The sequence below is a fragment of the Staphylococcus arlettae genome, from assembly GCF_025560845.1.
In the GTDB taxonomy this organism is placed as follows: Bacteria; Bacillota; Bacilli; order Staphylococcales; family Staphylococcaceae; genus Staphylococcus; species Staphylococcus arlettae.
The window spans coordinates 654,398-679,708 of record NZ_CP094803.1; the positions used below are offsets into that span (position 1 = coordinate 654,398).

The window sequence follows — 25,311 nt, forward strand, 5'->3', positions numbered from 1 at the left end:
TTTATTTTGGTATGCCAATTTGATGACCGAGCTGTTTCGGCCAATCAATAGTAGCTTGTTGTTGCTTATAAAGTGTTAATTGATTGTAATATGAATCTGGAAAAGGACTGACCTTTTTGGTAGCGCGATCTATGCCTAGCATCATAGCTTCGTTAGTTGCAGCTACAGACCCGTCATCCTTAATAAGCATTGCGAAAAAGTGTACACGTTTAGCATCAAAATCATACAAATACAAGTGAATAGTAAAAGTATCGTGTAATTTAAGTTCTGACAAATAGGAAGTTTGTTCTTCGGCAGTAAAGATAGTGAAATTTAATGTTTCACGTTCAGCCAATGAAAGACCATGTGTATAATTGAATTGATTAATTGCGGTACTAAAGACACTATTGTAATTAGCGTCATGCATATGTTGATTGTGATCAATCATGTCGTCACTAACTGTATAAGTGACCGTAAAAGTGCCTGTCATATTTCTGTCAACTCCTATAAAGTTTAAAATGAATTGTTAACTATATTTTACTAAAAATAGTTTAAACATACATCTAATGTGTTTCATGATAAAATAGAGAAAAGTCTTTTCGGGAGGTAATCATGACACTTACTATTCGTTTTCAGACTATTGATAACAAAATAGCAACAGCGCATCATATTGTACAAATTCCAGCAGATGCTCGATTTGTTTGGTATGATTTTAATCAACCTTCCGAAGATGAAAATAAGTTATTAGCAACACATTTTAAGTTTAATCAATTGGAAATTGATGATACAGTTAATGAAACACCTAGAGCAAAATACAAAACATATCAAACATATCAATATCTAGTCATGCATGGCATTCGTAGTGCTGATCTAGGACCTAAAGCATTGAATATATTTATTCAACATAACGTCTTAGTTACTTATCACCATGAAACACATCAAGTATTAGAAAGTATTGTTGATTATATGCAAACAAATAGAAATGAACAGCTGATAAGCGCACATATGGTGTTGAAAATACTAGATAGTTTGATTGATGATTACTTTGATTATACGTATAATATAGAAGATAAAGTTTATGAATTTGAAGACACTCAAGTAAATGGTGTTTCAAATCAACAAATCATGGATGATGTGTTTAAATTACGATCTGACGTTATTAAACTAAAGCGTCTAGTATATCCAATGCAAACACTCATTATAGATTTGAAAGAAGATCAAGTATTATTTACTGATCATCAAAGCGAATTATATAAACAACATGTTGAAGATCATATCATCAAACAAGAGAATATTTTAAAAGTATCGCAAGAGATGACTAATGAAATAAGAGAAAATTATGTGTCTTACACATCATATAAAATGAACAAAATAATGGAAGTGTTAACTTTAGTTTCTATGGTATTTTTACCTTTAACACTCATAGCAGGCATATATGGTATGAATTTTCGCTATATGCCAGAATTAAATTGGCATTATGGTTATTTTATAGTATTGTCAATAATGTTAATCATAACTATTGTATGTATTTGGTATTTTAAAAAAAAGAGATGGTTTTAAGTTAGTTTGAGTTATTTGCAATATGAACCATCAAGATGAAAGTGGGGACGAAAGTGAGCGATTTAAAGCGAGAACAAAGAAAGAATGATCATGTAGAAATTGCTATGGCGCAAACTGATGCTAAATTATCTGATTTTGATGAAATGAGATTTGTACATCACTCCATACCCGATATCGATGTTAAAGATGTCGAACTGACAAGTGAATTAAGTGATTTCACTTTAGACATTCCAATCTATATCAATGCTATGACAGGTGGTAGTGATTGGACAAAGCAGATTAATGAAAAATTAGCTGTTATTGCACGTGAAGCGGGACTAGCAATGGCTTTAGGTTCTACACATGCAGCGTTACGTAATAGTAAAATGGCTTCATCATTTAGTGTAGTAAGAGAGACTAATCCAGAAGGAATTATCTTTAGTAATGTGGGCGCTGATGTCCCTGTAGACAAAGCTATAGAGGCCGTTGACTTACTCAATGCTCAAGCGTTACAAGTCCACGTGAATTCACCACAAGAGTTAGTTATGCCAGAGGGCAATCGTACTTTTTCAACATGGATGGATAATTTAGCTCGTATTGTTTCACGTGTTGATGTACCTGTTATAGTCAAAGAAGTTGGTTTTGGTATGAGTAAAGAAACAATACGTCAACTTCAAAAAATAGGAGTGCGCTATGTTGATGTTAGTGGTAGAGGTGGCACCAATTTCGTAGATATTGAAAATGAAAGACGTTCACTTAAAGATATGAATTATTTATCAAATTGGGGTCAAACAACGGTAGAATCATTACTAGAAAGCACATCTTTCCAGAAAGATATGAATATTCTAGCTAGTGGCGGGGTACGTACGCCATTAGATGCAGTGAAATGTCTAGCGTTAGGTGCAAATGCAGTTGGAATGTCACGTCCGTTCTTAAATCAAATTGAAAATCATGGTATTACCGAAACATTAGAATATGTCGACCAATTTGTAGCACAAATTAAAACGATAATGACGATGCTTAATGCAAGAACAATAGAAGATTTAAAACAATCTCAACTCGTTTTTAGTCCAAAGTTAGAATCTTGGATTAACCAAAGACAGTTGGAGTTATAATGAAATAAATTAATAATAGAGCTTGGAACATAATCAATGTTCCAAGCTCTATTTAATGTCATTAAAAAGCAATTATCTCCAAGTATCTTGAGGGGGTAACATATCAGATTTTCTCATATGTGAAACATATGGGTTTCCTCGTACGGTATAACGCAATGGTTTATAGGTCCAATCGCCTTTATTTGGAATGCCAATGCGACGGCTTGAAATTATTGCTTGAGGATATTTGCGATTTTTGGTATCGATTTCTAATCTACCTTCATTCAGTTTAGAACCATCTAAATATCGAGGTATATTGAAGGCTTTAGTCCATTTACCCGGACCATTTGTTAAATCTATACCACTTTTACCTCGATTTGCTGTCATTGCTTCTACACCTTCTTCAGGTTCAACTGCACGAATAAGTACGCCTTCTGGAATATTTTCCAGTTGTGTTACAAAATTGATAAGCAAATGTGTATGCATAACGTGAGCATAGATTGTACCACCTTCTTTATAAAGGGATTCTACTTTAGGAGTGCGTTTGCTATTAAAACCATGAGCTGCTTGATCAACTACACCTAAATATGCCTCTGTTTCGACTATATAGCCACTATAGGTTTGCTGTTTGTCATGGTATAGTACACGAACACCTAATAAATCTTTTGCAATCGTTATTGTATCTCGCTGTATAAAGTCCAAATGTTAGCCTCCTTGTTAATCATTATAATTAATGCAAAAATATTTATAAGTTAAATGTTTTCGATAAATATATATAGATATAAAAATGTTTGGTATACTATCTAAAATAAACAATTTAAGATATCAAGATAATCAAATTATTGTACTTTAACATAATATATTAAATTGTAGCTGCAAGCAAAGTAGTTAAGCAGCTATATAACGTGCTTAATTTACTTATTTAGGAGTGGAATGATAACACAAAAAATCAGTTTTGGCAGGGCATTTAAATTGTTTTGGCGTAATTATGTTAATTTTACAGGACGATCGAGACGAAGCGAATATTGGTATATGATTATTTGGCACTTAATTTTCATGGTTCCAGCTATTGTAATTGGTGTAATTAGTATACTTTTAATAATTATGGGAATAGTAACAGAGGCCGAAGCCATGACAGCTGTAGGCATAGTATTATTACTATTAATGATAGGTTATGGCTTACTATACGGCATTGCAACATTTATACCTAATTTAGCACTACAAGTAAGACGTTTTCATGACACGGATAGAACGATGTTCATACCTATTTTAGCGTCAGCACTAGGAATAACATTTTATATATTTGTTAATACTATCAATTTAATGGATCCAAATTTTGAAAACGTATCAAGTTGGGTTCTATTAAGTTTCATGTACATAACGATCCAGATACTAGCTATTTATCAAATAGTAATATGTTGTTTCGATAGCGTTTCGAAAAATAACAAATACGGCGTGTATCCGAAAGATATGATTAAACATGAGGCTAGTGTTTATCATAAGGATGACTACTAACTGGATTAGACAAAAGCATTTATCAACAAAGAATTCACTGTGATAAATGCTTTTTATTGTAAAAGTATAAAAATCAATAAGCTTAACATAGATAATAAAAAATAGAAGGAGTAGTTGCGTAATGACATTGCAAATCAATGGTGTCACAAAAAAATATAAATCGGTCACGGCAGTTAATGATATATCTTTAAAGTTAGAAAAAGGGAAGATGTTAGGATTTTTAGGTAGAAATGGGGCAGGTAAAACTACGACTTTTAGGATGATCTTAGGTTTGACCCCCATTACTGAAGGTTCCATCACTTACAATAATCAAATTATAGATAAAAAATTGTACGATAAAATTGGCTACCTACCTGAAGAACGTGGATTACATCCTAAAATGAAGGTATATGATGAATTGTTTTATCTTGCTACGCTAAAAGGTATGAAATCTCAAAAAATCAAACAAGCTATTGATTATTGGTTAACACGTTTTGATATTGTCCAAAATAAAGATAAGAAGATTGAAGCCTTATCAAAAGGTAATCAACAAAAAATACAATTATTGGCGAGTATGATTCATGAACCTGATTTATTAATATTAGACGAACCTTTTAGTGGGTTAGACCCAGTCAATGTTGAATTATTGAAATCAGCAGTACAAGATATGAACGACAACGGTACTACTATCATTTATAGTTCGCATAGGATGGAGCACGTAGAAGAATTATGTGATGATGTATGCATTATGAATCAAGGTCAAATAGTAGTTGTAGGGCCGATTGATGAAGTGAAAAAAAATCATGGCAATAAGCGTGTGATAATAGAAACGGATGCCGAAATGTCTGAGATAGATAGTATTCCAGGTGTTAAAGAAGTTACGAGAACAAAACGAGATATCAAAGTTGAAATTGACAATGAAGCAGTGGCAACAGAAATTTTTGATATTGTAACTTCTTATGGCTTTGTGAAACGGTTTGAAGTGGTGGAACCATCATTAAATGAAATTTTCATTGAAAAAGTAGGTGATTATAATGGATAGATTTTTAGCTACTTTCAAGTTGAGTTATATAAATAAAGTTAAAACTAAGTCATTTTTAATTTTTACTGGATTAGTAGTATTGCTTATTTTAGTAGCTGCTAACGCAAATAAAATTATAGATTTTTTCGATGATGGACCAGATGAAATTGGTGTTGCTACAACGAACAGTGACATATATAAAGTAATAAAAGAGCAAGGAGACCATATAAATAATGATGCCAAATTTACTCGAGTCTCTTCAGCAGATTTAAAAAAACAAATCAGGTCAGAAAAACTTAATATGGGTTATGTCATTACCGAAGAGAATAATAAATTGACCGCTAAAATTTTAAGTAAAGATTCTGTAGACCAAGAAGATAAACAAAACTTAGAGACAGTATTGACGACAATCCAAACTCAAATGACTGCGGCCCAACTTAATTTATCACAAGCTGAGTTAAAGGAACTACAAAGTAAAAGTAAAGTTGAATCAGAAATGGTTTCAACAAATAAAGATGATACAAAATTAAGTGAAGCACAAAAATCATTTAATATTATTGTAGTTTATGCTGGGCTTATGCTTATGTTCTTTATTATTATTAATTATGCTAGTCAAATTGCCATGGAGATTGCTACAGAGAAAACATCGCGTGTAATAGAAATGATTATCACTAGTGTTTCGCCCATCACACACATTTTAGCTAAAATTACAGGTGTCATTGCGGTAGCGTTAACTCAAATTGCGATATTTGTTTTAGTAGGTATTCTAGCCTTTTTCGCTTTTGATATGAGTGAGATGTTACAAGGTTTTGAAGTTAAACCTAATGAGTTAACACTTCAAATAGTTATTGTAGGAATTATTAATTTGATTATTGGTATACTATCATATGTCATCTTGGCCGCTATACTAGGCTCTATCACATCTCGTATTGAAGACATTAATCAAGCGTTAATGCCTATGACCTTAATAAGTATGATAGCGTTCTACGTTTCCTTATATAGTGTAATGAACAATGATACGCTATTAACGAAAATAACAAGCTTTATTCCGTTATTTTCACCATTTGTAATGTTTGTGCGTGCTGCTTCACCAGAAGTACAACTTTGGGAAATCGTTGTTAGTATTGTGCTCGCAATTATAGTAACTATTATTTTATTATGGATTGCTATTAAAAGCTATAAGGATTCTGTCCTTAGCTTTGACAAAAGTGCTGCTACGGCAATGAAAAAAGTGTTTGGTAAACGATAATTCAATTTATTAATTTGTAAAAATTTACAAATAGTATAGATTTATTTTGAAATTAATTGTTACAATGTATTTAACTAACAGTAAAGGAATATGAAGCAAAAATTAAGCTTTTACTTAGCATCTCGGTTTAAAGTCATCATTGTGAAATCGTTCAATACAGACGACATGTTTTAGGAAAGGGCATGTAAGTGTGTGTTAAGCTTGCTATAATAAGTATCATGATTTTATTGTTAAACAATTTCTATCTAATTATCGACGTCAACAAGTTGTCTTTAGGCATTGATGCAGGTGTTAGTCTGAAAGGGAGTAATTGAAGATGTTTGCTACAGTTGAAAAACAAAGAAATGGGATAGTACTAATTAATATTGATAATGAAGAAACCAAGATAGTCTTTACTAATTACGGTGCTCGTATAGTATCTTGGAAGTATGACGATAACAGCATTGTGTTAGGAAATATTGTGGAAGCGGATGAATTCTACGAACCTAATCCATTTTTCTTTGGGGCTACAGTGGGACGATACGGTGGCCGCATTGCTAACGCTACATTTGAGTTAGATGGTAAAACATATCATTTAGAGCACAATGATGGTGCTCACAATATTCATGGGGGTACTAACGGTTTAGATTCACGCTTTTTTGATTATCAAATTGAAGAACAAGTTGGTCAGATTAAAATCATTTTTACAACCCAAATTAAAAGTACAGATGATTATTTCCCAGGTGATATTGAATTAAAAGTTATTCATACTTATGATATGGATCATAAATGGACGATAGAATACGAAGCAACAACTACCGAAAAAACACTATTCAATCCTATGAATCATGTGTATTTTAATTTAAATAGAGACAATAATATGATTGATAATCATTATATAAGTAGTAATAAATTAGCAATGTACCCATTAGGTGAAGACAATATAGTTAACAGTACCGATACTATAGATTTGTCTACTATATTTAATAGTAATAAGATTCAATTTAAAGAGCTTTTTACAAGTGAAAATCCTAAAATCAAACAACAAATGGACATGTTTAATGGTGTTGATCATCCTTTTGAAGTTGAAAATGGTGAAATGGCAGTAGAAAATAAACGTTTTGTATTACAAGTAAAGACAGATATGCCGAATATTGTTATTTTTACTTTTAATGATACTAGTAGTTGGGATAGTGACTTCAATATTTATAAAGCACATTCTGGTTTTACATTGGAAACACAATGTATCCCTAATGATATAAATCTTTATGGTGACAAAGCACCGTCTATTATTACACCAGATCAACCATATTACTCTAAGACGTCATATAAAATATTTGAAAAAGCAGACATTTAATAAGTAAATGAGTATTATAAGACACGATTAAAATAAAACACTTTAAAAGAAGCTTGAGCAAAATGTCGCTCGAGCCTCTTTTTTTTATGCAATAAATGATATGTACTTTACATCAGCTTTCATTTAGATAAGTTAGCAGAACGGTAGCATTAATTAATAGTAACAATCGCGCAGTAATTTTATAGTTGTTGAGCTTTGGTTAATAATCGTTGTAATTTGTCGATACGTGCGGTTGTTAAATAAGGGTTTTGAAGTGCATAAGTTAATTTAGAAATATTATTGCGATCATTATACATAAGGTGATTGAGCTCAAAAACAGAAAGCAACGTATCATCAGGAGCCTGCTGAATTAAATGTAAGTTATCATCTGGAGCGACATAGCCCTCTTTTAACACTCTAAAATAAAATCCAGTTCTTCCTGAACTAGACATACGTTTTACTAAATCTGGAATTTGATATTTCGTTTGAATTTTCCAACAAGGTTCTCTTATTTCAGAAACTTCAATGATTGCAGAACCGAGTTGGTATTGATTACCAAAGTAAGTTGTCTTTTCATCCATATGTTTAGCAGTTAAATTTTCTCCAAACATCGCGTAATCTGGTAATTCTGTGATATCATCTTGCCACATTTGATAATTTGATTTACTGAATAAGCATAATGCTTTGTCTGGACCACCATGTCCTTTATAAGCTTGTTCATCGTCGCAAAAACCAGTTGTCGTAAGCCAGCATGTATCTGTGAATACTGTTTTGTTTAAAGCAGATTGCATTTGCTTTTTACCGTATGTGAGGGTTTCGATTTTACCAGTTGAAATGGCATTTAATTCATAAATCATAGTGTAACCTCCTTGTATCGTTACGCTTTATTGTATAGGAAGAAACGGTAAAATCATAGATGAAAAAAATAAACGCTTAAATTGAGTGAGCATCTACTGGAAGTTTTCAGTTGGCTGTTTTTAGTTTATATCTATATCTTTTAAAAATTCTAATGTACAATGATATTAAAAGAATGGTTATAAAGGGGCAACAATATGAATAAAAAACAGTTGAAGATAAGTACATTTAGTGATGCTTTAAGCCAAATTACAGATGGTATGATATTGGGTATTGGTTCTGGTTCAACGATTGAACTCCTTGTACCTAAAATTGCTGAAAAAATTGAGCATGAACAACTGTCAATTACTGGCGTATGTACTTCTAACAAAACTGCATATATTGCAAAAAATTTAGGTATGCATATTATAGATGTAAATGATGTCGACTATATTGATCTCGCTATTGATGGTGCAGATGAAGTGGATCCACAGCTTAATTTGATTAAAGGTGGCGGTGGAGCACTATTTAGGGAAAAAGTAATAGATGCTATGGCAGAGCGATTTATTGTTTTAGCAGATGATTCTAAGTTAGTGGATTATCTTGGTGAAACATTCAAATTACCCGTAGAAGTTGATAAATTTAATTGGTTATTAGTGGCTAAGAAAATAGAGGCTTATGGCCAATTACAAGTGGAAAGACGACTGGCTAATGACATTCCATTTGTCACGGATAATGGTAATTATATATTAGATATAACGCTAAATCATACAATCGATCCATATGAGATGCATGAGTTTTTAATTCACTTAGTAGGTGTATTAGAGACTGGATATTTCTTAGATGTCACAGACCAAGTAATTATTGGCACACAAAATGGTGTAAATATTATTAATAAATAAAGAAAGCATGTGTTTTGAATAGTTGTATCAATAACTATTTCAAAACACATGCTTTTTGTATTGTAATTATGAAATTATCTTCGATTACGTCGTTTACTTTTCAAAAAGAATGATGAACGTTGATTTTGAGTTTCTGTGTTGTCGTTTGTAGGTTCATCATCTGTTGATGTTTGACTTTCATCTTCGTTAAGCGAAGGTTCTATTTCTTCTGATTGATGCAGTTGATGAGATGTTGTTTCAGTATCATTAGCGACATTTTTCGCAATGTTGTTATCTTGGCTAGCAGTAGCTACTGTTGATGAAGTATCGTCATTTTCTTGATGAGTAGAATTCATTTCATCTTGCTCATCATGAACGGTAGACGATGTATCGGCAGAAGCTGGTTCATAGTCATTTGTTGCTTGTTCAGTTTCTGCTGGCGTGTCATTCACATCTAAATGTGACTCGTCATCTAGGTGATCCATATAGTTATTTTCTTCAATTTCATCTAAGTTTCTTTTCGTGAAGAAGTATAATATAACTCGTATAATCATAGTAATTAGTAAGTATACAACACCAACTGCTACTGTTGATAAGGCAATCACTTTCATAGCAAAGACATTGCCTAGCTCTTCATTAAATAAAAATACTAAGCCAAATGACATAACAAAGTGGAACAGTGTAGCAATATAAATTGTTCTACCTTTCGTACCTCTAATTAATTCGCCAATAATCATTGAAAAAGCGAATGTATATAAGAAGTTATATGCAGCGAATGTCATACCGAAACTAAGGTTTAAGTTCCAGATTGAATATAGAATCCCTACAAGAATTGATGCGAAAAAAGTATAAATACGATTTTCTACAATGTTTTGTAAGTAAGAACGGAAGCCAAATTCAATTAACATTGCTGTGATTAATTGTCCGATAATTACAGTAGTTAGAGAAACGGAAAAGTCTTCTGCTTGTAATAAAATAAAACTATCAGCAAGAATATTAAAACTAACCATTGCAACTGCTAAAATAGTTAACGGTAAAATTAATGCTAAAAGGATACGTTCTATTGTTTTTAAACCAATGGTAAATTTTAAACCGCCTAATTGAAGACGTTTATGTTTGAAAATTAATAAACAGAATAGAGCACCGATAAATGGAGCAATAGCTGTTATGTCAAATACGAAAGATTTATAAGGTAAACTACCTTGGAAATCTTTGAGTATAATAGGTAGTACGTATGCAATGATAAAGAACAGGAATACAATCATTGCCCACTGAAAACCTGGTATACGTTTATTATTCATTTATGTAACCTCCATAATAGGTATGAAAAAAATCATTTAATGGTAATTATACAGATTTAGCTGTTAGAAATAAATCATTAATCAAAAATATCATTGAAATGTAATAGTTCTGATGATTTATTCATATAAGTGAAACAATTTGTATTGTAATCAATGCATTAAACGCACATTGTAACGGGTAAAAGAAATTTAGGAATTGAATTCAAAAAAATGTAAGCGTATACTTTAATTGTTCATTTAGTTTTTAAAGGGGGAGAACTATGTATAAGTTACCTGATACTGAGCTTTGGACTGGCAGAACAGATAGTGCAACAAATCAAGAACACTTTAGGCATTTCCAAACAATAAAGTTTGGTGATTTAACACAACAATTAAATATTAATGAAAAACAAGGTGTTGGATTATTAGGTTACGCTGTTGATAAAGGTGTAGAGCTTAACAAAGGTAGAATGGGTGCTAAAGAAGGACCAGATGCTATAAGGAAAGCTTTTGCCAATTTACCTGATCTTAGTCAATGTTCCATTTGTGATTACGGTAATGTTGAGCACCATGAGAGTCAACTAATAAAAACACAACAAGAGTATGGCCATTTAGTTGCAGAATCTATTAGTCGCCATAAGCAAACGTTTCTCTTAGGTGGCGGTCATGATATAGCATATGCGCAATATTTAGGCGTGAGAGAAGCGTATCCAGATGCTTCAATCGGTGTTATTAACATTGATGCGCATTTTGATACAAGGGAAGAGCAGAGTTCTACTTCGGGTACAAGTTTTCGACAAATATTAGAAGAAGATGATAATACTGCATATTTGGTACTTGGTATTCAACAAGGGGGCAATACAGCAGCACTATTTAATTATGCGGATGCTAAAGGTATACAATATGTATATGCCGACGAGTTATTACACCAATTATCACCACCAATTAAAGAAAAAATAGAACGTTTTATACATCATCATGATGTCATTATGTTCACAATATGTATGGACGTCATTGATAGTGCCTTTGCACCAGGAGTCAGTGCTACAGCAGTGCTAGGACTTTATCCGAACCTAGTATTAGAAATGGCCAAAAGAATTATACCTAGCGAAAAGGTTTCAACGATTAGTATCGCCGAAACCAATCCTCAATATGATGTTGATAATAGGACAGCAAAATTAACAGCTAACTTTTTCCATCACTTTATTTTATGACGTTCCAATAATCTTTACAGTGATCTACCAACGAAAGCACACGTTGAGAGTGCTTTCGTTTTTTGTAATAATTAATAAAAATTGTGCGCCCAAGTTTTGGTTTAATCTCAATTGCATCTAAATTGTTAGCATTGAATGACTGATAATAAAATCTTGGAATAACAGCGTAACCTAAACCACGATGTACAAAATTTGTAGCAGCTTCAAAACGGTCAGCCTCAATAACGATGTTAGGATGAATATTCATACGCATGAAATAATCATCTAAATGTTTGCGTACTTGTAAACCTTTAGAAGGTAATATTAGTGGTAATGATTTGATAATAATTGTACGTTGTTGTTTAAAAGCATTTTGTGGTGTAAGTAAGACATACGATTCTTCATATAATGGAATAGACTGTATGTCTTCATGAGTGATTTGTTCATTGGTTAAAGCTAAATGTGTTTCAAAATTTAACAAGTTCTCTAATATAATCGCTTGATCATGTACTTCCGAGATTTGATAAGTTTGGTTTGGAAAAGTTGAACGGTGTGTCGTTATGATTTGAGATACCCATTGATTTGTAGATTCCAGAATGGAAAATTTAATTTTAGGGACTTCACTAATATTTAAATCATGCATTTTCTCCATTGTTTGATGGTAGTTTTGTACTAGGTCAACAGCATAGTTATAAAATTGGATACCTTTTTCTGTAATTTTGATATCTTTTGTCGTACGCGTAAATAAATCGTAGCCTAAATCTGCTTCCATTTTTTTGATCGTAGCTGTTAAAGAAGGCTGGCTTATATGTAAAAATTGAGCAGCTTGTGTAAAGTTATTGTATTTTACTATAGCTAGAAAATACTCTAGTTGAATTATTTTCATATACATAACACTCCTAACGTTTATTTATAGTTTTAAGTTATGAATCATTAGTTTATTAATATTGGTTATCTATAAATAATCATATTATACTTAAGTCATAAGGTACATAAATTTTATCTGTTGTAAACACAAAGCATATTAATAAGGGGTTTGCTTTCTGTAGTCGCTGGACATGACTATACATGACAACTGTAATTAAACAGAGGAATGGAGTGGAATAAATATGAGAAAAATCCAAGCTAAAAAAGGGTTAGATATTGAATGTAAAGGTTGGGAACAAGAAGCGGTATTGCGTATGCTGTATAACAATTTAGACCCAGAAGTAGCAGAGCGACCTGAAGATTTAGTTGTCTATGGCGGTATTGGCAAAGCAGCTAGAAATTGGGAAGCATTTGAAGCAATTGAAGAAACATTACGTAATTTAGAAGCGGATGAAACTATGTTAGTCCAATCTGGTAAACCTGTTGCTGTATTCAAGACACATGAAGAAGCACCAAGAGTATTACTGTCAAATTCAGTATTAGTTCCTGAATGGGCGAACTGGGAGCATTTTAATGAATTGGATAAAAAAGGATTAATGATGTATGGACAAATGACAGCTGGTAGTTGGATATATATTGGCTCTCAAGGAATTGTACAAGGAACTTATGAAACGTTTGGTGAGTTAGCGAACCAACATTACAATGGTAAATTAAATGGAACGGTAACACTCACTGCAGGACTAGGTGGCATGGGTGGTGCTCAACCATTAGCAGTAACTATGAATGGTGGTGTCGTAATCGGTGTCGATGTCGATGAATCTAGAATCGATAAGCGAATTGAAACGAAATATTGTGATGTTAAAACGGACAGTTTAGACGAAGCGCTAAAATTAGCTGATGAAGCAAGAACGGCTGGCCAACCATTATCTATTGGTTTAATAGGCAATGCTGTTGATGTTCATAAAGCAATTTTAGATAAAGGTTTTAAAATTGATATTATCACGGACCAAACAAGTGCGCATGACCCATTAAATGGTTATATACCACAAGGGTATTCAATAGAAGAGGCAAAAGCACTTAGACAGAAAGATCCTAAAGAATATGTTAAAAAATCTGAACAATCTATGGCACAGCATGTAGAGTTAATGCTAGCATTTCAACAAAATGGTGCTATTGCATTTGATTATGGTAATAATATAAGACAAGTTGCATTTAATAATGGTGTAAGTAATGCATTTGATTTCCCAGGATTTGTTCCTGCTTATATAAGACCGTTATTTTGTGAAGGTAAAGGGCCATTTAGATTTGCAGCATTAAGTGGAGATCCAAAAGATATTGAACGTGCAGATGAGGAAATGAGAAAATTATTCCCAGATAACGAAAAATTAAATCGTTGGCTAGACTTAGCAACGGAAAAAATTGCGTTCCAAGGGTTACCATCTCGAATTGCATGGTTAGGTTATGGTGAACGTGCAAAAATGGGAGTTGCATTAAATAAATTAGTACGTGATGGCGAGATTTCGGCACCTGTTGTCATTGGTCGTGATCATTTAGACTCTGGTTCAGTAGCTAGTCCTAACAGAGAAACTGAAGGTATGCAAGATGGATCAGATGCAGTTGGTGATTGGGCTATTTTAAATGCACTTGTGAATACTGCTGCAGGCGGTTCTTGGATTTCATTCCACCATGGTGGTGGCGTAGGAATGGGCTATTCTCTACATGCTGGTATGGTCGTAGTCGCAGATGGTTCAGAACGTGCAGAAAAACGTTTAGAACGTGTATTAACAACTGATCCAGGCATGGGTGTTGTGAGACATGCAGATGCTGGATACGACAAGTCTGTAGAAGTGGCAAAAGAGAAAGGTATTCATATTCCAATGATTACAAAAGAGGTGACACATAATGAATGATTTAGTTATTCAAAATATTAAACAGTTAATTTTACCAAAAAAAACAGACAAACCATTAAAAGGGCAAGAGTTAAATGACTTAGAACTCATTGAAAATGGGACAGTTGTAGTTAATGATGGCAAAATTGTTTATTCTGGTCCTTATACTACTGAATATGAAGCGACAGAGACAATTGATGCTAGTGATAAAGTGGTATCACCTGCGCTTGTTGAAGCACATACGCATTTAGTACATGGAGGTTCTCGTGAGCATGAGATGTCTTTAAAAAGACAAGGTGTATCTTACTTAGAAATTTTAGAACAGGGTGGCGGTATTTTAAATACAGTAGATGCCACTAGACAAGCGAGTGAAGCGGAATTATTCTCTAAAGCTGAAAAAAACTTATTAACTATGGTTCAACATGGTGTGCTTACAATTGAAAGTAAAAGTGGATATGGCTTAGATAAAGAAAATGAATTAAAACAATTAAAAGTATCCAATCAATTAGCTGAGAAATATAATTTAACTATGAGACATACATTTTTAGGGCCACATGCAGTGCCTAAAGACGCAACGTCTAATCAAGCATTTTTACAAGAAATGATTGACTTATTACCAGAAGTTAAACCATATGCTGACTTTGCCGATATATTTTGTGAGACAGGCGTCTTTACTATTGATGAGTCTAAAGTATATATGGAAGCAGCTAAGCAACAAGGTTTTAAAGTGAAAATTCATGCAGATGAAATTGATCCATTAGGTGGTTTGGAATTAGCTATTGATGAACAAGCGATTTCTGCAGATCATCTTGTAGCATCTAGCGAAGAAGGCAAAGCAAAATTACGTGATAGTGATACTGTAGCTGTGCTATTACCTGGAACAACGTTTTATTTAGGTAAGGAACAATATGCAGATGCACGTGGCATGATTGACAATAATGGTGCGATTGCTATTGCTACTGATTTTAACCCAGGAAGTTGTGTTACTAACAATTTACAACTAGTCATGGCTATTGCTTCCTTAAAATTAAAGCTTTCTGCAAATGAAATATGGAATGCAGTAACTGTAAATGCGGCTAAAGCCATTGACGTTGATGCCGGAACTATTGATAAAGGTGACAAAGCGAATATTGTCATTTGGGACGCACCTAATCATGAATATGTTCTTTACCATTATGGTATTAATCATGCTTCTAAAGTTATAAAAGACGGCAAAGTTATTGTAGATAATCAATATCAGTTACAAAATTAATATAAAGAGCTATGGGACAAGCATAATCATAGCATGTTATTGAAGCAACGATAAACATGTAAATGATTTATGCCTGTCCTATTTTTAATGTTAAATTTTAAATTCCGCTAACTATGATAATATAAAGAACATAAATTAATTTACATAGTCTCTGTTTAAAACTACGAATGGGAGTAATTTAACGTTTTAACATGTGCTTGTTGGAAAAAATAGCTTAGCTTTTTAACGAGCAAGTTTAAACTATTCGTTATTACTTCTTGCTATAATAGGCTATAGTAAATAAAAGCGATTGATTTAGTCGGTTATTTAATAAAAGTAGTCATGTGTATAAATGGAAAGCTGTTTTAAGGCAGAATAAGAACTATATGTTTCTATAAAATATACACATCGACAATATCAAAGGAGTGAGAAGGGATGACAAGTTTTGATGATTATGTAAAATGGAGACGTCTTTTACATCAATATCCTGAAGTATCAGATTATGAATATGAAACAACTAAAAAAATTAGAACTATTTTGGAATCATATGATATTAAAATATTAGATTTGCCGTTGGATACAGGTTTAGTTGCTGAAGTCGGACAAGGTGAGCAGTTTATAGCGGTACGTACTGATATAGATGCTTTACCTATAATTGAACAAGTTGAACATGATTTTAAATCGACTGCAGAAGGCGTAATGCATGCTTGTGGTCATGATATTCATATGGCAAGTATTTTAGCCGTAGCAATAAAACTTAAAGCTATGGAAACGCAATTAAATGGTCGTGTACGCATTATTTTTCAACCTGCAGAAGAAATAGCACATGGCGCATATAGTATTACTAATACTGGAGCATTGGAAGGTGTGAAAGCAGTATTAGGTTATCACAATTATCCTTCATTAGCTGTCGGTGAATTTGCTATCAAACAAGGAACGGTGACCTCAGCAGTAGACCGTTTTGAAATAACAATCCATGGTAAAGGTGCACATGCTGCTAAACCTGAACAAGGTAATGATCCAACAATCGTCTTAGGCCAACTCATTACTAGTATTCAATCAATAGTAAGTCGGAATTTATCTGCCTTTGATCAAGGTGTCGTGACTATCGGTGAAGTGTCTTCAGGTAATACATGGAATGTAATTGCTGACAATGCTTATGTACAAGGTACAGTACGTACGTTTGACGTGGAAGTACAACATTTAATAGAACAACGTTTACAACAAATATGTGATGGCCTTGCGCAAACTTTTGATGTGGAAATTGAGCTAACTTATCATAAACTGCCGGGAGCAGTGGTAAATGATGAACAACTAACACAGGATGCTATCGATGTGGCTCGTAACGTTGGTTATAACGTCACAATAATGGATAAACCGTTAACTATAGGAGAAGATTTTTCAGGTTTTTCAAACCAGTACCCAAGTGTATTTGCATTTATTGGGTCAGATAGTATGTATGATTTACATCACCCAAAATATGATCCGAACGAAGAAATATTACGATTAGTACCTGATTATTTTGTAGCATTTGTCCAAAAATTATTAAACGAATGAATGGTATAATATGTAATTGCTACCAGCGTTTTGGGGTAAACAAAAGTATAAAAATTTAATAGGCGAGTGTGTTTATGTCTAATATAAATCTAAGAATTAAATTTTCTAATGCTGATTTACTACAACAAGAATAATTAGTACGGGAATACCCCTTGATTTATGGCGGTAAAATGTCTTATCAAGGTTATGAAATTCTATTGGTATACAAATAGATTAAACATAAGAGTAACTTGTATTAGCATTGAATTTTGTTAGTATTTGGAATCGCTTATTATTGAATTAGGAGTATGAACAAATGAAAAGAATTGACCCACAAGGATTAACTAAAAAACAGAATTATAAATTATTAAGTGGTAGTGTCATTCCGAGACCCATTGCTTTTGTCACGACTCAAAGCGAAACCGGCGTAATGAATGCAGCACCATTTAGTTTTTTTAACGTGGTGAATAGTGCGCCCCCAATGATAATGATTTCAACAACGCGAGCAAATGGGAAAAGAAAAGATACTTCAGTAAATATAGAGCAAACCGGACAATTTGTTGTTCATATTACAGATAATAATATTGTAGAAGAAGTAAATAAGACGGCAGCTCCTATTGCTATAGAATTAAATGAATTAGAAAGAACATCATTAAATCTTGTGGATTCTGAAGCAGTAGATGTACCAGGGATTGCACAAGCTAAAGTACGTATGGAGTGTAAGCTGGATAGAATCATCCCACTAGGTGATAAGCTTGAAGGTTCTGATCTTATTATTGGTGAAGTAGTCATGTTTCATATAGCTGATGATGTATATTTTGAAGACAGTAAAATAAACCCTGACACTTTACAAGCTGTTAGTAGATTAGCTGGTAATGATTATGCTCACATAGGTGAAACATTTACGATAATTAGACCAAACAATTAATTTTATAGTTACTCAGTTAATAGTTTAGCTACAAACTGTTGACGTACTATCTAAAATGTTGTAACGTAATAACGAATTTAAATAGCTTATCAAGAGAAGTGGAGGGACTGGCCCTAGGAAGCTTCGGCAACATGGTAATGCGTGTGCCAATTCCAGTAGCAGCAAACATACTGCTAGAAGATAAGATGACAAGGTCTAATGCCGCTCTTTTCTTCAATAAGGAAAGAGCTTTTTTAATATGAAGAAAGTAGGTTAGTTATGAGTAAATTACAACAAGGTAGTTTTTGGGCACTATCGCCATTAATAGTATTTGTACTATTATTTTTAGGCGTTGGTATTATTACAGGTGATTTTACTACGATGCCATTAAATGTAGCAATTGTCATTGCTTCAATTTTTGGTTTGGTACAAAATAGGAAAAAGCCATTTGGTGAAAAAATAGATATTTTTACAAAAGGTGCAGGTCATCCTAATATTATTTTAATGGTGTTGATCTTTATTTTAGCGGGTGCCTTTTCACAAACAACGGAAGATATGGGAGGCGTACAATCTACTGTTAATCTCGGATTAACATTGATACCTGAGAATTTATTAATTGTAGGGTTGTTTGTAATTTCGATGTTTGTATCGATTTCAATGGGGACATCAGTTGGTACTGTTGCAGCCATTGCCCCAGTAGGTTTTGGACTTAGTCAAGCGACAGACATATCTTCAGCAATTACTATGGCTACAGTAGTAGGCGGTGCCATGTTTGGTGATAATTTATCTATGATTTCAGATACTACTATTGCAGCAGTACGTACTCAAAAAACAAAAATGAGCGACAAATTTAAAGTCAATTTTAAAATTGTTCTGCCGGGTGCACTCTTAACTATTATCGCGCTATGGTTTTTGACACAAGGTACACAAGTTGCTGACACAAAAAATTATGATTTTAACTTTATTAAAGTATTGCCTTATCTTATGGTCTTAATTTTAGCGATAGTAGGGGTTAATGTTGTAATTGTGTTAATAGGTGGTACGTTATTATCAGCAATTATAGGTCTGATTGATGGTTCATTTAAGTGGACGAGTTTATTACAATCTATTTCTAAAGGTATTATAGGTATGGAAGATATTGCCATCATTGCATTAATGATTGGTGGACTTGTAGCACTTATCCAACATAATGGCGGCATTGCATGGTTATTGAATTTTGTTCGGAATAGAGTGAAATCAAAGCGTGGGGCAGAGTTAGGTATAGCTGGTTTAGTAAGTACAGCTGATATTTCTACAGCTAATAATACAATTTCAATATTGATGGCAGGCCCATTAGCAAAAGATATTGCTGACGAGTATGACGTGGATCCAAGAAAATCCGCAAGTATTTTAGATATTTTCGCTAGTTGTTTCCAAGGAATCCTACCATATAGTCCACAACTTATTGCTGCTGCAGGTGTAGCAAAAGTATCTCCATTAGAATTGGTGCCATATAGCTTTTATCCAATGCTATTAGGTCTTTGTGGCTTAGTTGCTATTTTCTTAAAACTACCAAAATTAAAACCAAAAACACAAAAGTAGCGATTACTTTGACGTTCTAGTGTTTTGACGATAAAATATATTAGTTAATAACTATAACTACAACTACTAATTTTATTTGAAACGTTACAGTTTTGAATTGATGAGTATTACGGTAAGATAAAGGTAAGATTAAAGGTAGGTGACTATTTTGGCCAAGTACAACATTGAGAATGATAATGTGCAAGTACAATTGGAACGATTGTTTAAAGTTGAACCAGAATTGGTATATCAAGCTTGGACTGAGCAACAATTTTTGAAACGTTGGTTTATGACTTCTGAACGGACGAATCAAAGTATAACAATTGATGCGCGTGAAGAAGGTAAATATGAAATTGTTGATGTACGCAAAGGGAAAGCAAATAGAGTCCAAGGGACATTCGTTACCCTTGAACCGCATGACTATATTGAAATGACAATCGGCATGCCAGAACTGAGTGATGGTGAAGATACTATTCAAGTTGAAATATTTGAGCGTGAAGCTGGTATTACACAAATGCTATTTACGTATAGTGCGATAGTTCCTAAAGAGCGACGATTGACGCAATTAGAATATAAGCAAAAGAAAAAAGAATATCATGATTCAACAGCTCATGGTTTCGAAATGTTATTCGATAGGCTACAGGAAACAATTGAAGACTATCGTGAAAATTATAAAAATATTTAAAGAATAAATTAAAATTATAGTGCGCGGAATATAAATACAACAATTTAGTATATATAAATAGGTGACTATATGCTGAACACATTTATATACTAAGTATTAGCAATCTAGTCACCTTGATAATAGACGAAGCAATATGGCAGACAGTAATGTTTGATATCGCTTCGTCTTTTTTATGTGAAATTTTGTTGCACCATACGTTCGTGGTATTTGCGTAGTACAGTTTCAAAAAATATATGATAGCTAATAAAGCTTGAATAATCGGTACCATCTGTTAAATAGAAAGTATTACTAGAAACATAAATATTATAATTGGCTTTTTGTGCTAAATTGTTATCTTTTAACGTTGTGATAGAAAAGAAATATTTTTGTCTCACTTGCAAATAATTGGTGATCTCGGTTAATTGCTGTGATTCACCTGATAAAGAAATAATGAAGAAAATATCTTTATTTGTCGATTTATTTAATATCATTTTAAATTCATGAATATCATGTAAGACTATTACATTTTTATGGATAGTTAATAGTATACGTCGAGCTTCCTGTGCTACGTTCATTTGAGCTAAACCTGTACCATATAAATAAATCGTGTCTGCGTGGTAGATTTTATCTGTAATTAAGTGATAATCCACACGTTCCAAGTATGAGAATGTATTGGATATTTCTTGTTTGAATTGGTCTATGGAATCGGATGGTAACTGTGAGGGATGTTCTGTTTCAAACTTTAAGTATGACTTGAAATCACTATAACCATCGAATCCTAATTTTTTAGTAAACCGGTGTATTGAAGCATTGGAAGCATGCGTACGTGCAGCAAGCTCTTGGATTTTCATAGTTTTACATTCTCGTATATGTGTATTTACATAATGTGCAATTTGTATATCGTTATCGTTTAACTTTTCGAAATTGTTATTTAAGCGTTCGTCTAGTAACAACGCATTCACCTCTTCATAATTGAAAATATTTCCTTCATTTGAAAATATAATCTGATTATACAAAAGATTTCAATTTTAAGTCAAACCCTTGTTTATATGTAAGCGTTTACCTTAAGATGTTGTTAAGACATACAACTTGTATACGGTCAAAGTTGTAAATAACAGTATTTGATTAATGAGATTTAATTTTATGAATTGGGGTGGCAGTAATGAATGCTATAAAACGTTTTGGTAGTGCCATGATTGTACCGGTACTTATGTTTGCTTTCTTTGGTATTGTACTAGGATTTGCTACATTATTTAAAAATCCAGCAATTATGGGAAGTATAGCAGAGGATGGAACAACTTGGTTTAAAATATGGTCAGTGATTGAATCGGGTGGCTGGACAATTTTCAATCATATGGAAATTGTGTTTGTAGTAGGTTTACCTATTTCACTAGCTAAGCGAGCACCGGGACATGCTGCGTTAGCTGCATTAATGGGATATTTAATGTTTAATACTTTTATTAATGCGATTTTAACGCAATGGCCACATACATTTGGTGCCAATTTAGAAAAAGGCGTAGAAAACGTTACAGGATTAAAAGCTATTGCCGGTATTGAAACATTAGATACAAATATTTTAGGTGGTATTATTATTTCCAGTATAGTGACTTGGATACATAATAGATACTACAATAAAAAATTACCTGAAATGCTAGGTGTCTTCCAAGGATTAACGTTTGTAGTAAGTATTTCATTTTTTGTTATGCTTCCTATGGCGTTGCTTACTTGTATTGTATGGCCTACGATTCAAGCTGGTATAACATCATTACAAGGATTTATTGTAGGCTCTGGTTTTATTGGCGTCTGGTTATTCCATTTCCTAGAACGGGTGTTGATTCCAACAGGACTACATCATTTTATTTACGCTCCAATAGAAGTAGGACCAGTAGTAGTAAATCATGGTTTAAAAGCAGAATGGTTTAAACACGTTAATGAATTTGCCAATAGTACTAAACCATTAAAAGAACAGTTTCCATACGGCTTTATGTTACAAGGTAACGGTAAAGTATTCGGATCAATTGGTATAGCGTTGGCAATGTATTCAACTACACCTGCTGAAAACAAGAAGAAAATTGCAGCTTTACTTCTTCCAGCAACATTAACAGCTGTGGTAGTAGGTATTACTGAGCCATTAGAATTCACATTCTTATTTATTGCTCCATATTTATTTGTATTACATGCAATCCTATCAGCATCAATGGATACAATTATGTATGGCTTTGGTTTAGTAGGAAACTTTGGTGGCGGACTTATTGATTTCTTTGCTACAAATTGGATTCCACTAGCACAAAACCATTGGTTAACTTATGTTATCCAAATAATTATTGGTTTAATCTTTACAGGTATATATTTTGTAGTATTTAGATTTTTAATATTGAAATTTAATATACCATTACCAGGTCGTGATAAAGAGAAATCAGAAGTGAAGTTATATAGTAAGCAAGATTACAAAGAAAAACAAGGTGCTAATGATTCTGTTTATGCAGCTACAGGCGATGAATATACTGATAAAGCGAATTACTATTTACAAGGATTGGGTGGCGCAGAGAACATTAAAGATGTCACAAATTGTGCGACGAGATTACGCTTAACAGTGAAAGACCAAGAAAAAGTAGAAGATAATGATTACTTTATTCATAATCAGATGGCACATGGATTAGTAAAAAGTGGTAAAAACGTTCAAGTTATTGTTGGAATGTCAGTACCACAAGTAAGAGAAGCATTTGAAAATATGGTATTTACTGAAGATGAAGCATAATAAAAGGAGAGTGAGACAGAGATCTAATGGTAATAAAAAGTTTTCGTGGTCTCCTCTCCGTCTATAATGACTAAAGTAAAAAGATTAAGTTAAGCATATTTTCAGTTCGGTCATCTATGGGCATTATGAAAAGAGACTGGGACGAATTAATTTCGTCCCAGTCTCTTTTTGTACTTAGTTTTTAGCACGGTTACGTTAAAGTTCAAGTAATTAATGTAACTTTAAATTGATGTTATACAATAAACGTAAATTATTACGATATATGTGATTTCATTTTGTGTGCAACGCGTGGAAAATAAATTGCTTTAAGTATATCAATATTACGGATAGCAATGTGATAAATAATTTTTGAAAATGTATCAGCAGAACAGTGTAAGTTAATGCGATTTTTTGTGAATGTATAGGATAGAGCTTCTGTATTGTCTAACACGTTAATAATATCTATAACTTTATCTTTGATGAATGCATCATTTAAACCATCAATTTGTAATTCAAAGCGCTTTGAAGATAATGGCAATTGAGTTGAATCGAATAATGTATCGAGTTCTGATGAAGTTAAAATTTGAAAGATTGTGTAGTTGTGCAGACTGAGATAAGTGATAACATATGGTAACTGTTGCTTCGGTAAAATAATTTCTACTGTGTAAATTGAGTTATTCTTTTTTATTGAGTGTTGTATGGACTTACAAAAAGTAATCTGGCGCAATAATTTTAATAACTTATTACGTTGTTTGCGCTTTGTTAATTCCCCAATATTTAAGATATAAGTCTCAGTTTTATCTATAAACATCAAAACCCTCCGAACTGAAAAATAATATATGAAGTGTAATTAGCATAATATTTTAATGGAGTTTTATTTTTTACCCACTTCTAATTCTATTAAATTGTACCACTCTTTTTTCTTTCTGACACTAGGTCTTTGGAATGAACAATATAAATCTAAATCTTTGCAATTTTCTGAAAACGTATTGTGCTAAATTCTAAAATGTGATACATTTTTCTTTATTACTATTAAAAGGGAAGTGTTGAATGATGTTAACAAAGGTAAGTAGATTCGCAACCAACACATTCTTGTTCTGGATGTTACTCGCTGCCATTATAGGTTTTGTCTTTCCAGCGCAATTAGCGACAGTGAGTCAATTTGTACCTTATTTATTAGGGATTGTTATGTTGGGGATGGGGTTAACTATTGACCCTAAGGATTTTAAAATTATTTTTCAAGCACCGCGTGCTGTTATTATAGGCGTCATACTGCAGTATACAATTATGCCAATAACTGCATTTGCCATTGCTAAAATATTTAATTTGCCACCTGAGATAGCTATCGGCGTCATTTTAGTAGGATGTTGTCCGGGGGGGACTTCGAGTAATGTTATGAGTTATTTAGCGAATGCCAATGTAGCATTATCAGTAGCGATAACAAGTGTCTCTACATTATTAGCACCCATTATCACACCAGCTTTAATCTTTCTATTTGCTAATCAATGGTTAGAGGTTTCATTTGGAAGTATGTTGTGGTCAGTGGTACAAGTAGTATTAATACCTATTATTATTGGTTTTGTTTTACAGAAACTATTTAAGAATCTTGCTACAACTACTGCTACTGCATTACCCATTGTCTCTGTGGTAGCCATTTCGCTTATTTTGGCCTCTGTTGTCGGTGGCAGTAAATCACAAATATTACAAACTGGCTTACTGATTTTTGGAGTAGTTATACTGCATAATATTATTGGCTATGCTTTAGGTTATACATTTGCTAAACTATTTAAATTAGATAGAGCTGATAAAAAGGCAGTATCGATTGAAGTAGGTATGCAAAATTCTGGATTAGCTGTATCTCTGGCAACAGTCCATTTTAATCCGTTAGCAGCAGTACCTGGAGCGGTATTTAGTTTGATACATAATATATCGGGTCCTATTTTAGCTAGATATTGGTCTAAAAAATAACTAAGTGACTTTATACTAAAATAATGTATGTTTGTGAGACGCTTTTTACTTAATGGGGAGAGAGCGTCTTTCG

Annotated in this window: 23 protein-coding genes and 1 riboswitch; of the genes, 16 read left to right on the forward strand and 7 right to left on the reverse strand. The window is 33.0% G+C overall.

The annotated features are described in order from the left end of the window. Position 1: 1 nt before the first annotated feature. Positions 2 to 469, reverse strand: a complete 468-nt coding sequence (locus MUA37_RS02945; protein ID WP_002510301.1) for a thioesterase family protein — start codon at positions 467 to 469, stop codon at positions 2 to 4. 122 nt (positions 470 to 591) lie between these two features. Here MUA37_RS02945 and corA point away from each other — a divergent pair, with 122 nt between their 5' ends. Further along, positions 592 to 1,539: a magnesium/cobalt transporter CorA gene (gene corA / locus MUA37_RS02950; RefSeq protein WP_262624823.1), complete on the forward strand. Its 948-nt coding sequence runs from the start codon at positions 592 to 594 to the stop codon at positions 1,537 to 1,539. 53 nt (positions 1,540 to 1,592) lie between these two features. Beyond that, positions 1,593 to 2,633, forward strand: a complete 1,041-nt coding sequence (gene fni, locus MUA37_RS02955; protein WP_262624824.1) for a type 2 isopentenyl-diphosphate Delta-isomerase — start codon at positions 1,593 to 1,595, stop codon at positions 2,631 to 2,633. A gap of 72 nt (positions 2,634 to 2,705) precedes the next feature. Here the strand turns inward: fni and MUA37_RS02960 are convergent, their stop codons facing one another. Beyond that, positions 2,706 to 3,314 carry a DNA-3-methyladenine glycosylase gene (locus tag MUA37_RS02960; RefSeq protein ID WP_002510298.1) on the reverse strand — a complete coding sequence of 203 codons (609 nt, stop codon included), beginning with the start codon at positions 3,312 to 3,314 and terminating at the stop codon, positions 2,706 to 2,708. Between the two features lie 330 nt (positions 3,315 to 3,644). On the opposite strand from MUA37_RS02960, the gene MUA37_RS02965 reads away from it, so the two are divergent. From MUA37_RS02965 to MUA37_RS02980, 4 genes are all read left to right on the forward strand, one after another. After that, positions 3,645 to 4,127 carry a DUF805 domain-containing protein gene (locus MUA37_RS02965; protein WP_245300836.1) on the forward strand — a complete coding sequence of 161 codons (483 nt, stop codon included), beginning with the start codon at positions 3,645 to 3,647 and terminating at the stop codon, positions 4,125 to 4,127. 121 nt (positions 4,128 to 4,248) lie between these two features. Then, positions 4,249 to 5,148: an ABC transporter ATP-binding protein gene (locus MUA37_RS02970; RefSeq protein ID WP_002510296.1), complete on the forward strand. Its 900-nt coding sequence runs from the start codon at positions 4,249 to 4,251 to the stop codon at positions 5,146 to 5,148. Next, positions 5,141 to 6,376 carry an ABC transporter permease gene (locus MUA37_RS02975; RefSeq protein ID WP_262624825.1) on the forward strand — a complete coding sequence of 412 codons (1,236 nt, stop codon included), beginning with the start codon at positions 5,141 to 5,143 and terminating at the stop codon, positions 6,374 to 6,376. The genes MUA37_RS02970 and MUA37_RS02975 overlap by 8 nt, the downstream gene beginning before the upstream one ends. Positions 6,377 to 6,692: 316 nt before the next feature. After that, positions 6,693 to 7,712 (forward strand): aldose epimerase family protein, encoded by a 1,020-nt coding sequence (locus MUA37_RS02980; protein WP_021459706.1) that lies wholly within the window; start codon positions 6,693 to 6,695, stop codon positions 7,710 to 7,712. Between the two features lie 179 nt (positions 7,713 to 7,891). Here MUA37_RS02980 and MUA37_RS02985 read toward each other — a convergent pair whose 3' ends face one another. Beyond that, positions 7,892 to 8,545 carry an MOSC domain-containing protein gene (locus MUA37_RS02985; protein WP_031266797.1) on the reverse strand — a complete coding sequence of 218 codons (654 nt, stop codon included), beginning with the start codon at positions 8,543 to 8,545 and terminating at the stop codon, positions 7,892 to 7,894. A gap of 198 nt (positions 8,546 to 8,743) precedes the next feature. On the opposite strand from MUA37_RS02985, the gene MUA37_RS02990 reads away from it, so the two are divergent. Then, positions 8,744 to 9,427: a ribose 5-phosphate isomerase A gene (locus MUA37_RS02990; protein ID WP_002510292.1), complete on the forward strand. Its 684-nt coding sequence runs from the start codon at positions 8,744 to 8,746 to the stop codon at positions 9,425 to 9,427. Positions 9,428 to 9,501: 74 nt separating this feature from the next. Here MUA37_RS02990 and MUA37_RS02995 read toward each other — a convergent pair whose 3' ends face one another. Then, positions 9,502 to 10,707, reverse strand: a complete 1,206-nt coding sequence (locus MUA37_RS02995) for a peptidoglycan release complex CPBP-like subunit SdpC (RefSeq protein WP_002510291.1) — start codon at positions 10,705 to 10,707, stop codon at positions 9,502 to 9,504. 260 nt (positions 10,708 to 10,967) lie between these two features. Here MUA37_RS02995 and hutG point away from each other — a divergent pair, with 260 nt between their 5' ends. Further along, positions 10,968 to 11,900, forward strand: a complete 933-nt coding sequence (gene hutG / locus MUA37_RS03000; RefSeq protein ID WP_262624826.1) for a formimidoylglutamase — start codon at positions 10,968 to 10,970, stop codon at positions 11,898 to 11,900. On the opposite strand, the gene MUA37_RS03005 is transcribed toward hutG, so the two are convergent. After that, the gene (locus MUA37_RS03005) at positions 11,890 to 12,765 is read right to left on the reverse strand and encodes a LysR family transcriptional regulator (protein ID WP_262624827.1); all 876 of its coding nucleotides are present in this window, start codon (positions 12,763 to 12,765) and stop codon (positions 11,890 to 11,892) included. The genes hutG and MUA37_RS03005 overlap by 11 nt on opposite strands. Positions 12,766 to 12,988: 223 nt before the next feature. On the opposite strand from MUA37_RS03005, the gene hutU reads away from it, so the two are divergent. The 6 genes from hutU (at position 12,989) to MUA37_RS03035 (ending at position 20,554) form a co-directional block, all read left to right on the forward strand. Further along, entirely contained in the window at positions 12,989 to 14,656 is a 1,668-nt protein-coding gene (gene hutU / locus MUA37_RS03010; protein WP_002510288.1) for a urocanate hydratase, read from the forward strand. Continuing rightward, positions 14,649 to 15,887, forward strand: coding sequence for an imidazolonepropionase (hutI, locus tag MUA37_RS03015; protein ID WP_262624828.1), 1,239 nt, complete (start codon positions 14,649 to 14,651; stop codon positions 15,885 to 15,887). Before hutU ends, hutI begins: the two co-directional genes overlap by 8 nt. 414 nt (positions 15,888 to 16,301) lie before the next feature. After that, positions 16,302 to 17,423 (forward strand): amidohydrolase, encoded by a 1,122-nt coding sequence (locus MUA37_RS03020; RefSeq protein ID WP_142019444.1) that lies wholly within the window; start codon positions 16,302 to 16,304, stop codon positions 17,421 to 17,423. 295 nt (positions 17,424 to 17,718) lie between these two features. Next, the gene (locus tag MUA37_RS03025) at positions 17,719 to 18,330 is read left to right on the forward strand and encodes a flavin reductase family protein (RefSeq protein ID WP_021459703.1); all 612 of its coding nucleotides are present in this window, start codon (positions 17,719 to 17,721) and stop codon (positions 18,328 to 18,330) included. 83 nt (positions 18,331 to 18,413) lie between these two features. Continuing rightward, positions 18,414 to 18,517: riboswitch (SAM riboswitch) on the forward strand. A gap of 71 nt (positions 18,518 to 18,588) precedes the next feature. Further along, entirely contained in the window at positions 18,589 to 19,890 is a 1,302-nt protein-coding gene (locus tag MUA37_RS03030; RefSeq protein WP_002510284.1) for a Na+/H+ antiporter NhaC family protein, read from the forward strand. Between the two features lie 148 nt (positions 19,891 to 20,038). Then, positions 20,039 to 20,554: an SRPBCC family protein gene (locus MUA37_RS03035; protein WP_002510283.1), complete on the forward strand. Its 516-nt coding sequence runs from the start codon at positions 20,039 to 20,041 to the stop codon at positions 20,552 to 20,554. 170 nt (positions 20,555 to 20,724) lie between these two features. On the opposite strand, the gene MUA37_RS03040 is transcribed toward MUA37_RS03035, so the two are convergent. Beyond that, positions 20,725 to 21,486 carry a MurR/RpiR family transcriptional regulator gene (locus tag MUA37_RS03040; protein WP_002510282.1) on the reverse strand — a complete coding sequence of 254 codons (762 nt, stop codon included), beginning with the start codon at positions 21,484 to 21,486 and terminating at the stop codon, positions 20,725 to 20,727. Positions 21,487 to 21,695: 209 nt separating this feature from the next. Between MUA37_RS03040 and MUA37_RS03045 the strand changes: the two genes are divergently transcribed. Further along, positions 21,696 to 23,291, forward strand: a complete 1,596-nt coding sequence (locus MUA37_RS03045; protein WP_002510281.1) for an alpha-glucoside-specific PTS transporter subunit IIBC — start codon at positions 21,696 to 21,698, stop codon at positions 23,289 to 23,291. 253 nt (positions 23,292 to 23,544) lie between these two features. On the opposite strand, the gene MUA37_RS03050 is transcribed toward MUA37_RS03045, so the two are convergent. Beyond that, positions 23,545 to 24,081: a hypothetical protein gene (locus tag MUA37_RS03050; RefSeq protein ID WP_002510103.1), complete on the reverse strand. Its 537-nt coding sequence runs from the start codon at positions 24,079 to 24,081 to the stop codon at positions 23,545 to 23,547. Positions 24,082 to 24,323: 242 nt separating this feature from the next. Here MUA37_RS03050 and MUA37_RS03055 point away from each other — a divergent pair, with 242 nt between their 5' ends. Then, positions 24,324 to 25,238, forward strand: coding sequence for a bile acid:sodium symporter family protein (locus tag MUA37_RS03055; protein ID WP_002510102.1), 915 nt, complete (start codon positions 24,324 to 24,326; stop codon positions 25,236 to 25,238). Positions 25,239 to 25,311: the final 73 nt, after the last annotated feature.

Bases quoted from the DNA above. Each gene is read 5' to 3' on its own strand.
- MUA37_RS03045 (WP_002510281.1), top strand. From the start codon at position 21,696: ATGAATGCTATAAAACGTTTTGGTAGTGCCATGATTGTACCGGTACTT.
- MUA37_RS02975 (WP_262624825.1), top strand. From the start codon at position 5,141: ATGGATAGATTTTTAGCTACTTTCAAGTTGAGTTATATAAATAAAGTT.
- MUA37_RS02995 (WP_002510291.1), bottom strand. From the start codon at position 10,707: ATGAATAATAAACGTATACCAGGTTTTCAGTGGGCAATGATTGTATTC.
- corA (WP_262624823.1), top strand. From the start codon at position 592: ATGACACTTACTATTCGTTTTCAGACTATTGATAACAAAATAGCAACA.
- MUA37_RS03030 (WP_002510284.1), top strand. From the start codon at position 18,589: ATGAGTAAATTACAACAAGGTAGTTTTTGGGCACTATCGCCATTAATA.
- MUA37_RS02945 (WP_002510301.1), bottom strand. From the start codon at position 469: ATGACAGGCACTTTTACGGTCACTTATACAGTTAGTGACGACATGATT.
- hutG (WP_262624826.1), top strand. From the start codon at position 10,968: ATGTATAAGTTACCTGATACTGAGCTTTGGACTGGCAGAACAGATAGT.
- MUA37_RS03025 (WP_021459703.1), top strand. From the start codon at position 17,719: ATGAAAAGAATTGACCCACAAGGATTAACTAAAAAACAGAATTATAAA.
- hutU (WP_002510288.1), top strand. From the start codon at position 12,989: ATGAGAAAAATCCAAGCTAAAAAAGGGTTAGATATTGAATGTAAAGGT.
- MUA37_RS03050 (WP_002510103.1), bottom strand. From the start codon at position 24,081: ATGTTTATAGATAAAACTGAGACTTATATCTTAAATATTGGGGAATTA.
- MUA37_RS03020 (WP_142019444.1), top strand. From the start codon at position 16,302: ATGACAAGTTTTGATGATTATGTAAAATGGAGACGTCTTTTACATCAA.
- MUA37_RS03005 (WP_262624827.1), bottom strand. From the start codon at position 12,765: ATGAAAATAATTCAACTAGAGTATTTTCTAGCTATAGTAAAATACAAT.
- MUA37_RS02980 (WP_021459706.1), top strand. From the start codon at position 6,693: ATGTTTGCTACAGTTGAAAAACAAAGAAATGGGATAGTACTAATTAAT.
- MUA37_RS03055 (WP_002510102.1), top strand. From the start codon at position 24,324: ATGTTAACAAAGGTAAGTAGATTCGCAACCAACACATTCTTGTTCTGG.
- hutI (WP_262624828.1), top strand. From the start codon at position 14,649: ATGAATGATTTAGTTATTCAAAATATTAAACAGTTAATTTTACCAAAA.
- MUA37_RS02965 (WP_245300836.1), top strand. From the start codon at position 3,645: ATGATTATTTGGCACTTAATTTTCATGGTTCCAGCTATTGTAATTGGT.
- MUA37_RS02990 (WP_002510292.1), top strand. From the start codon at position 8,744: ATGAATAAAAAACAGTTGAAGATAAGTACATTTAGTGATGCTTTAAGC.
- MUA37_RS02970 (WP_002510296.1), top strand. From the start codon at position 4,249: ATGACATTGCAAATCAATGGTGTCACAAAAAAATATAAATCGGTCACG.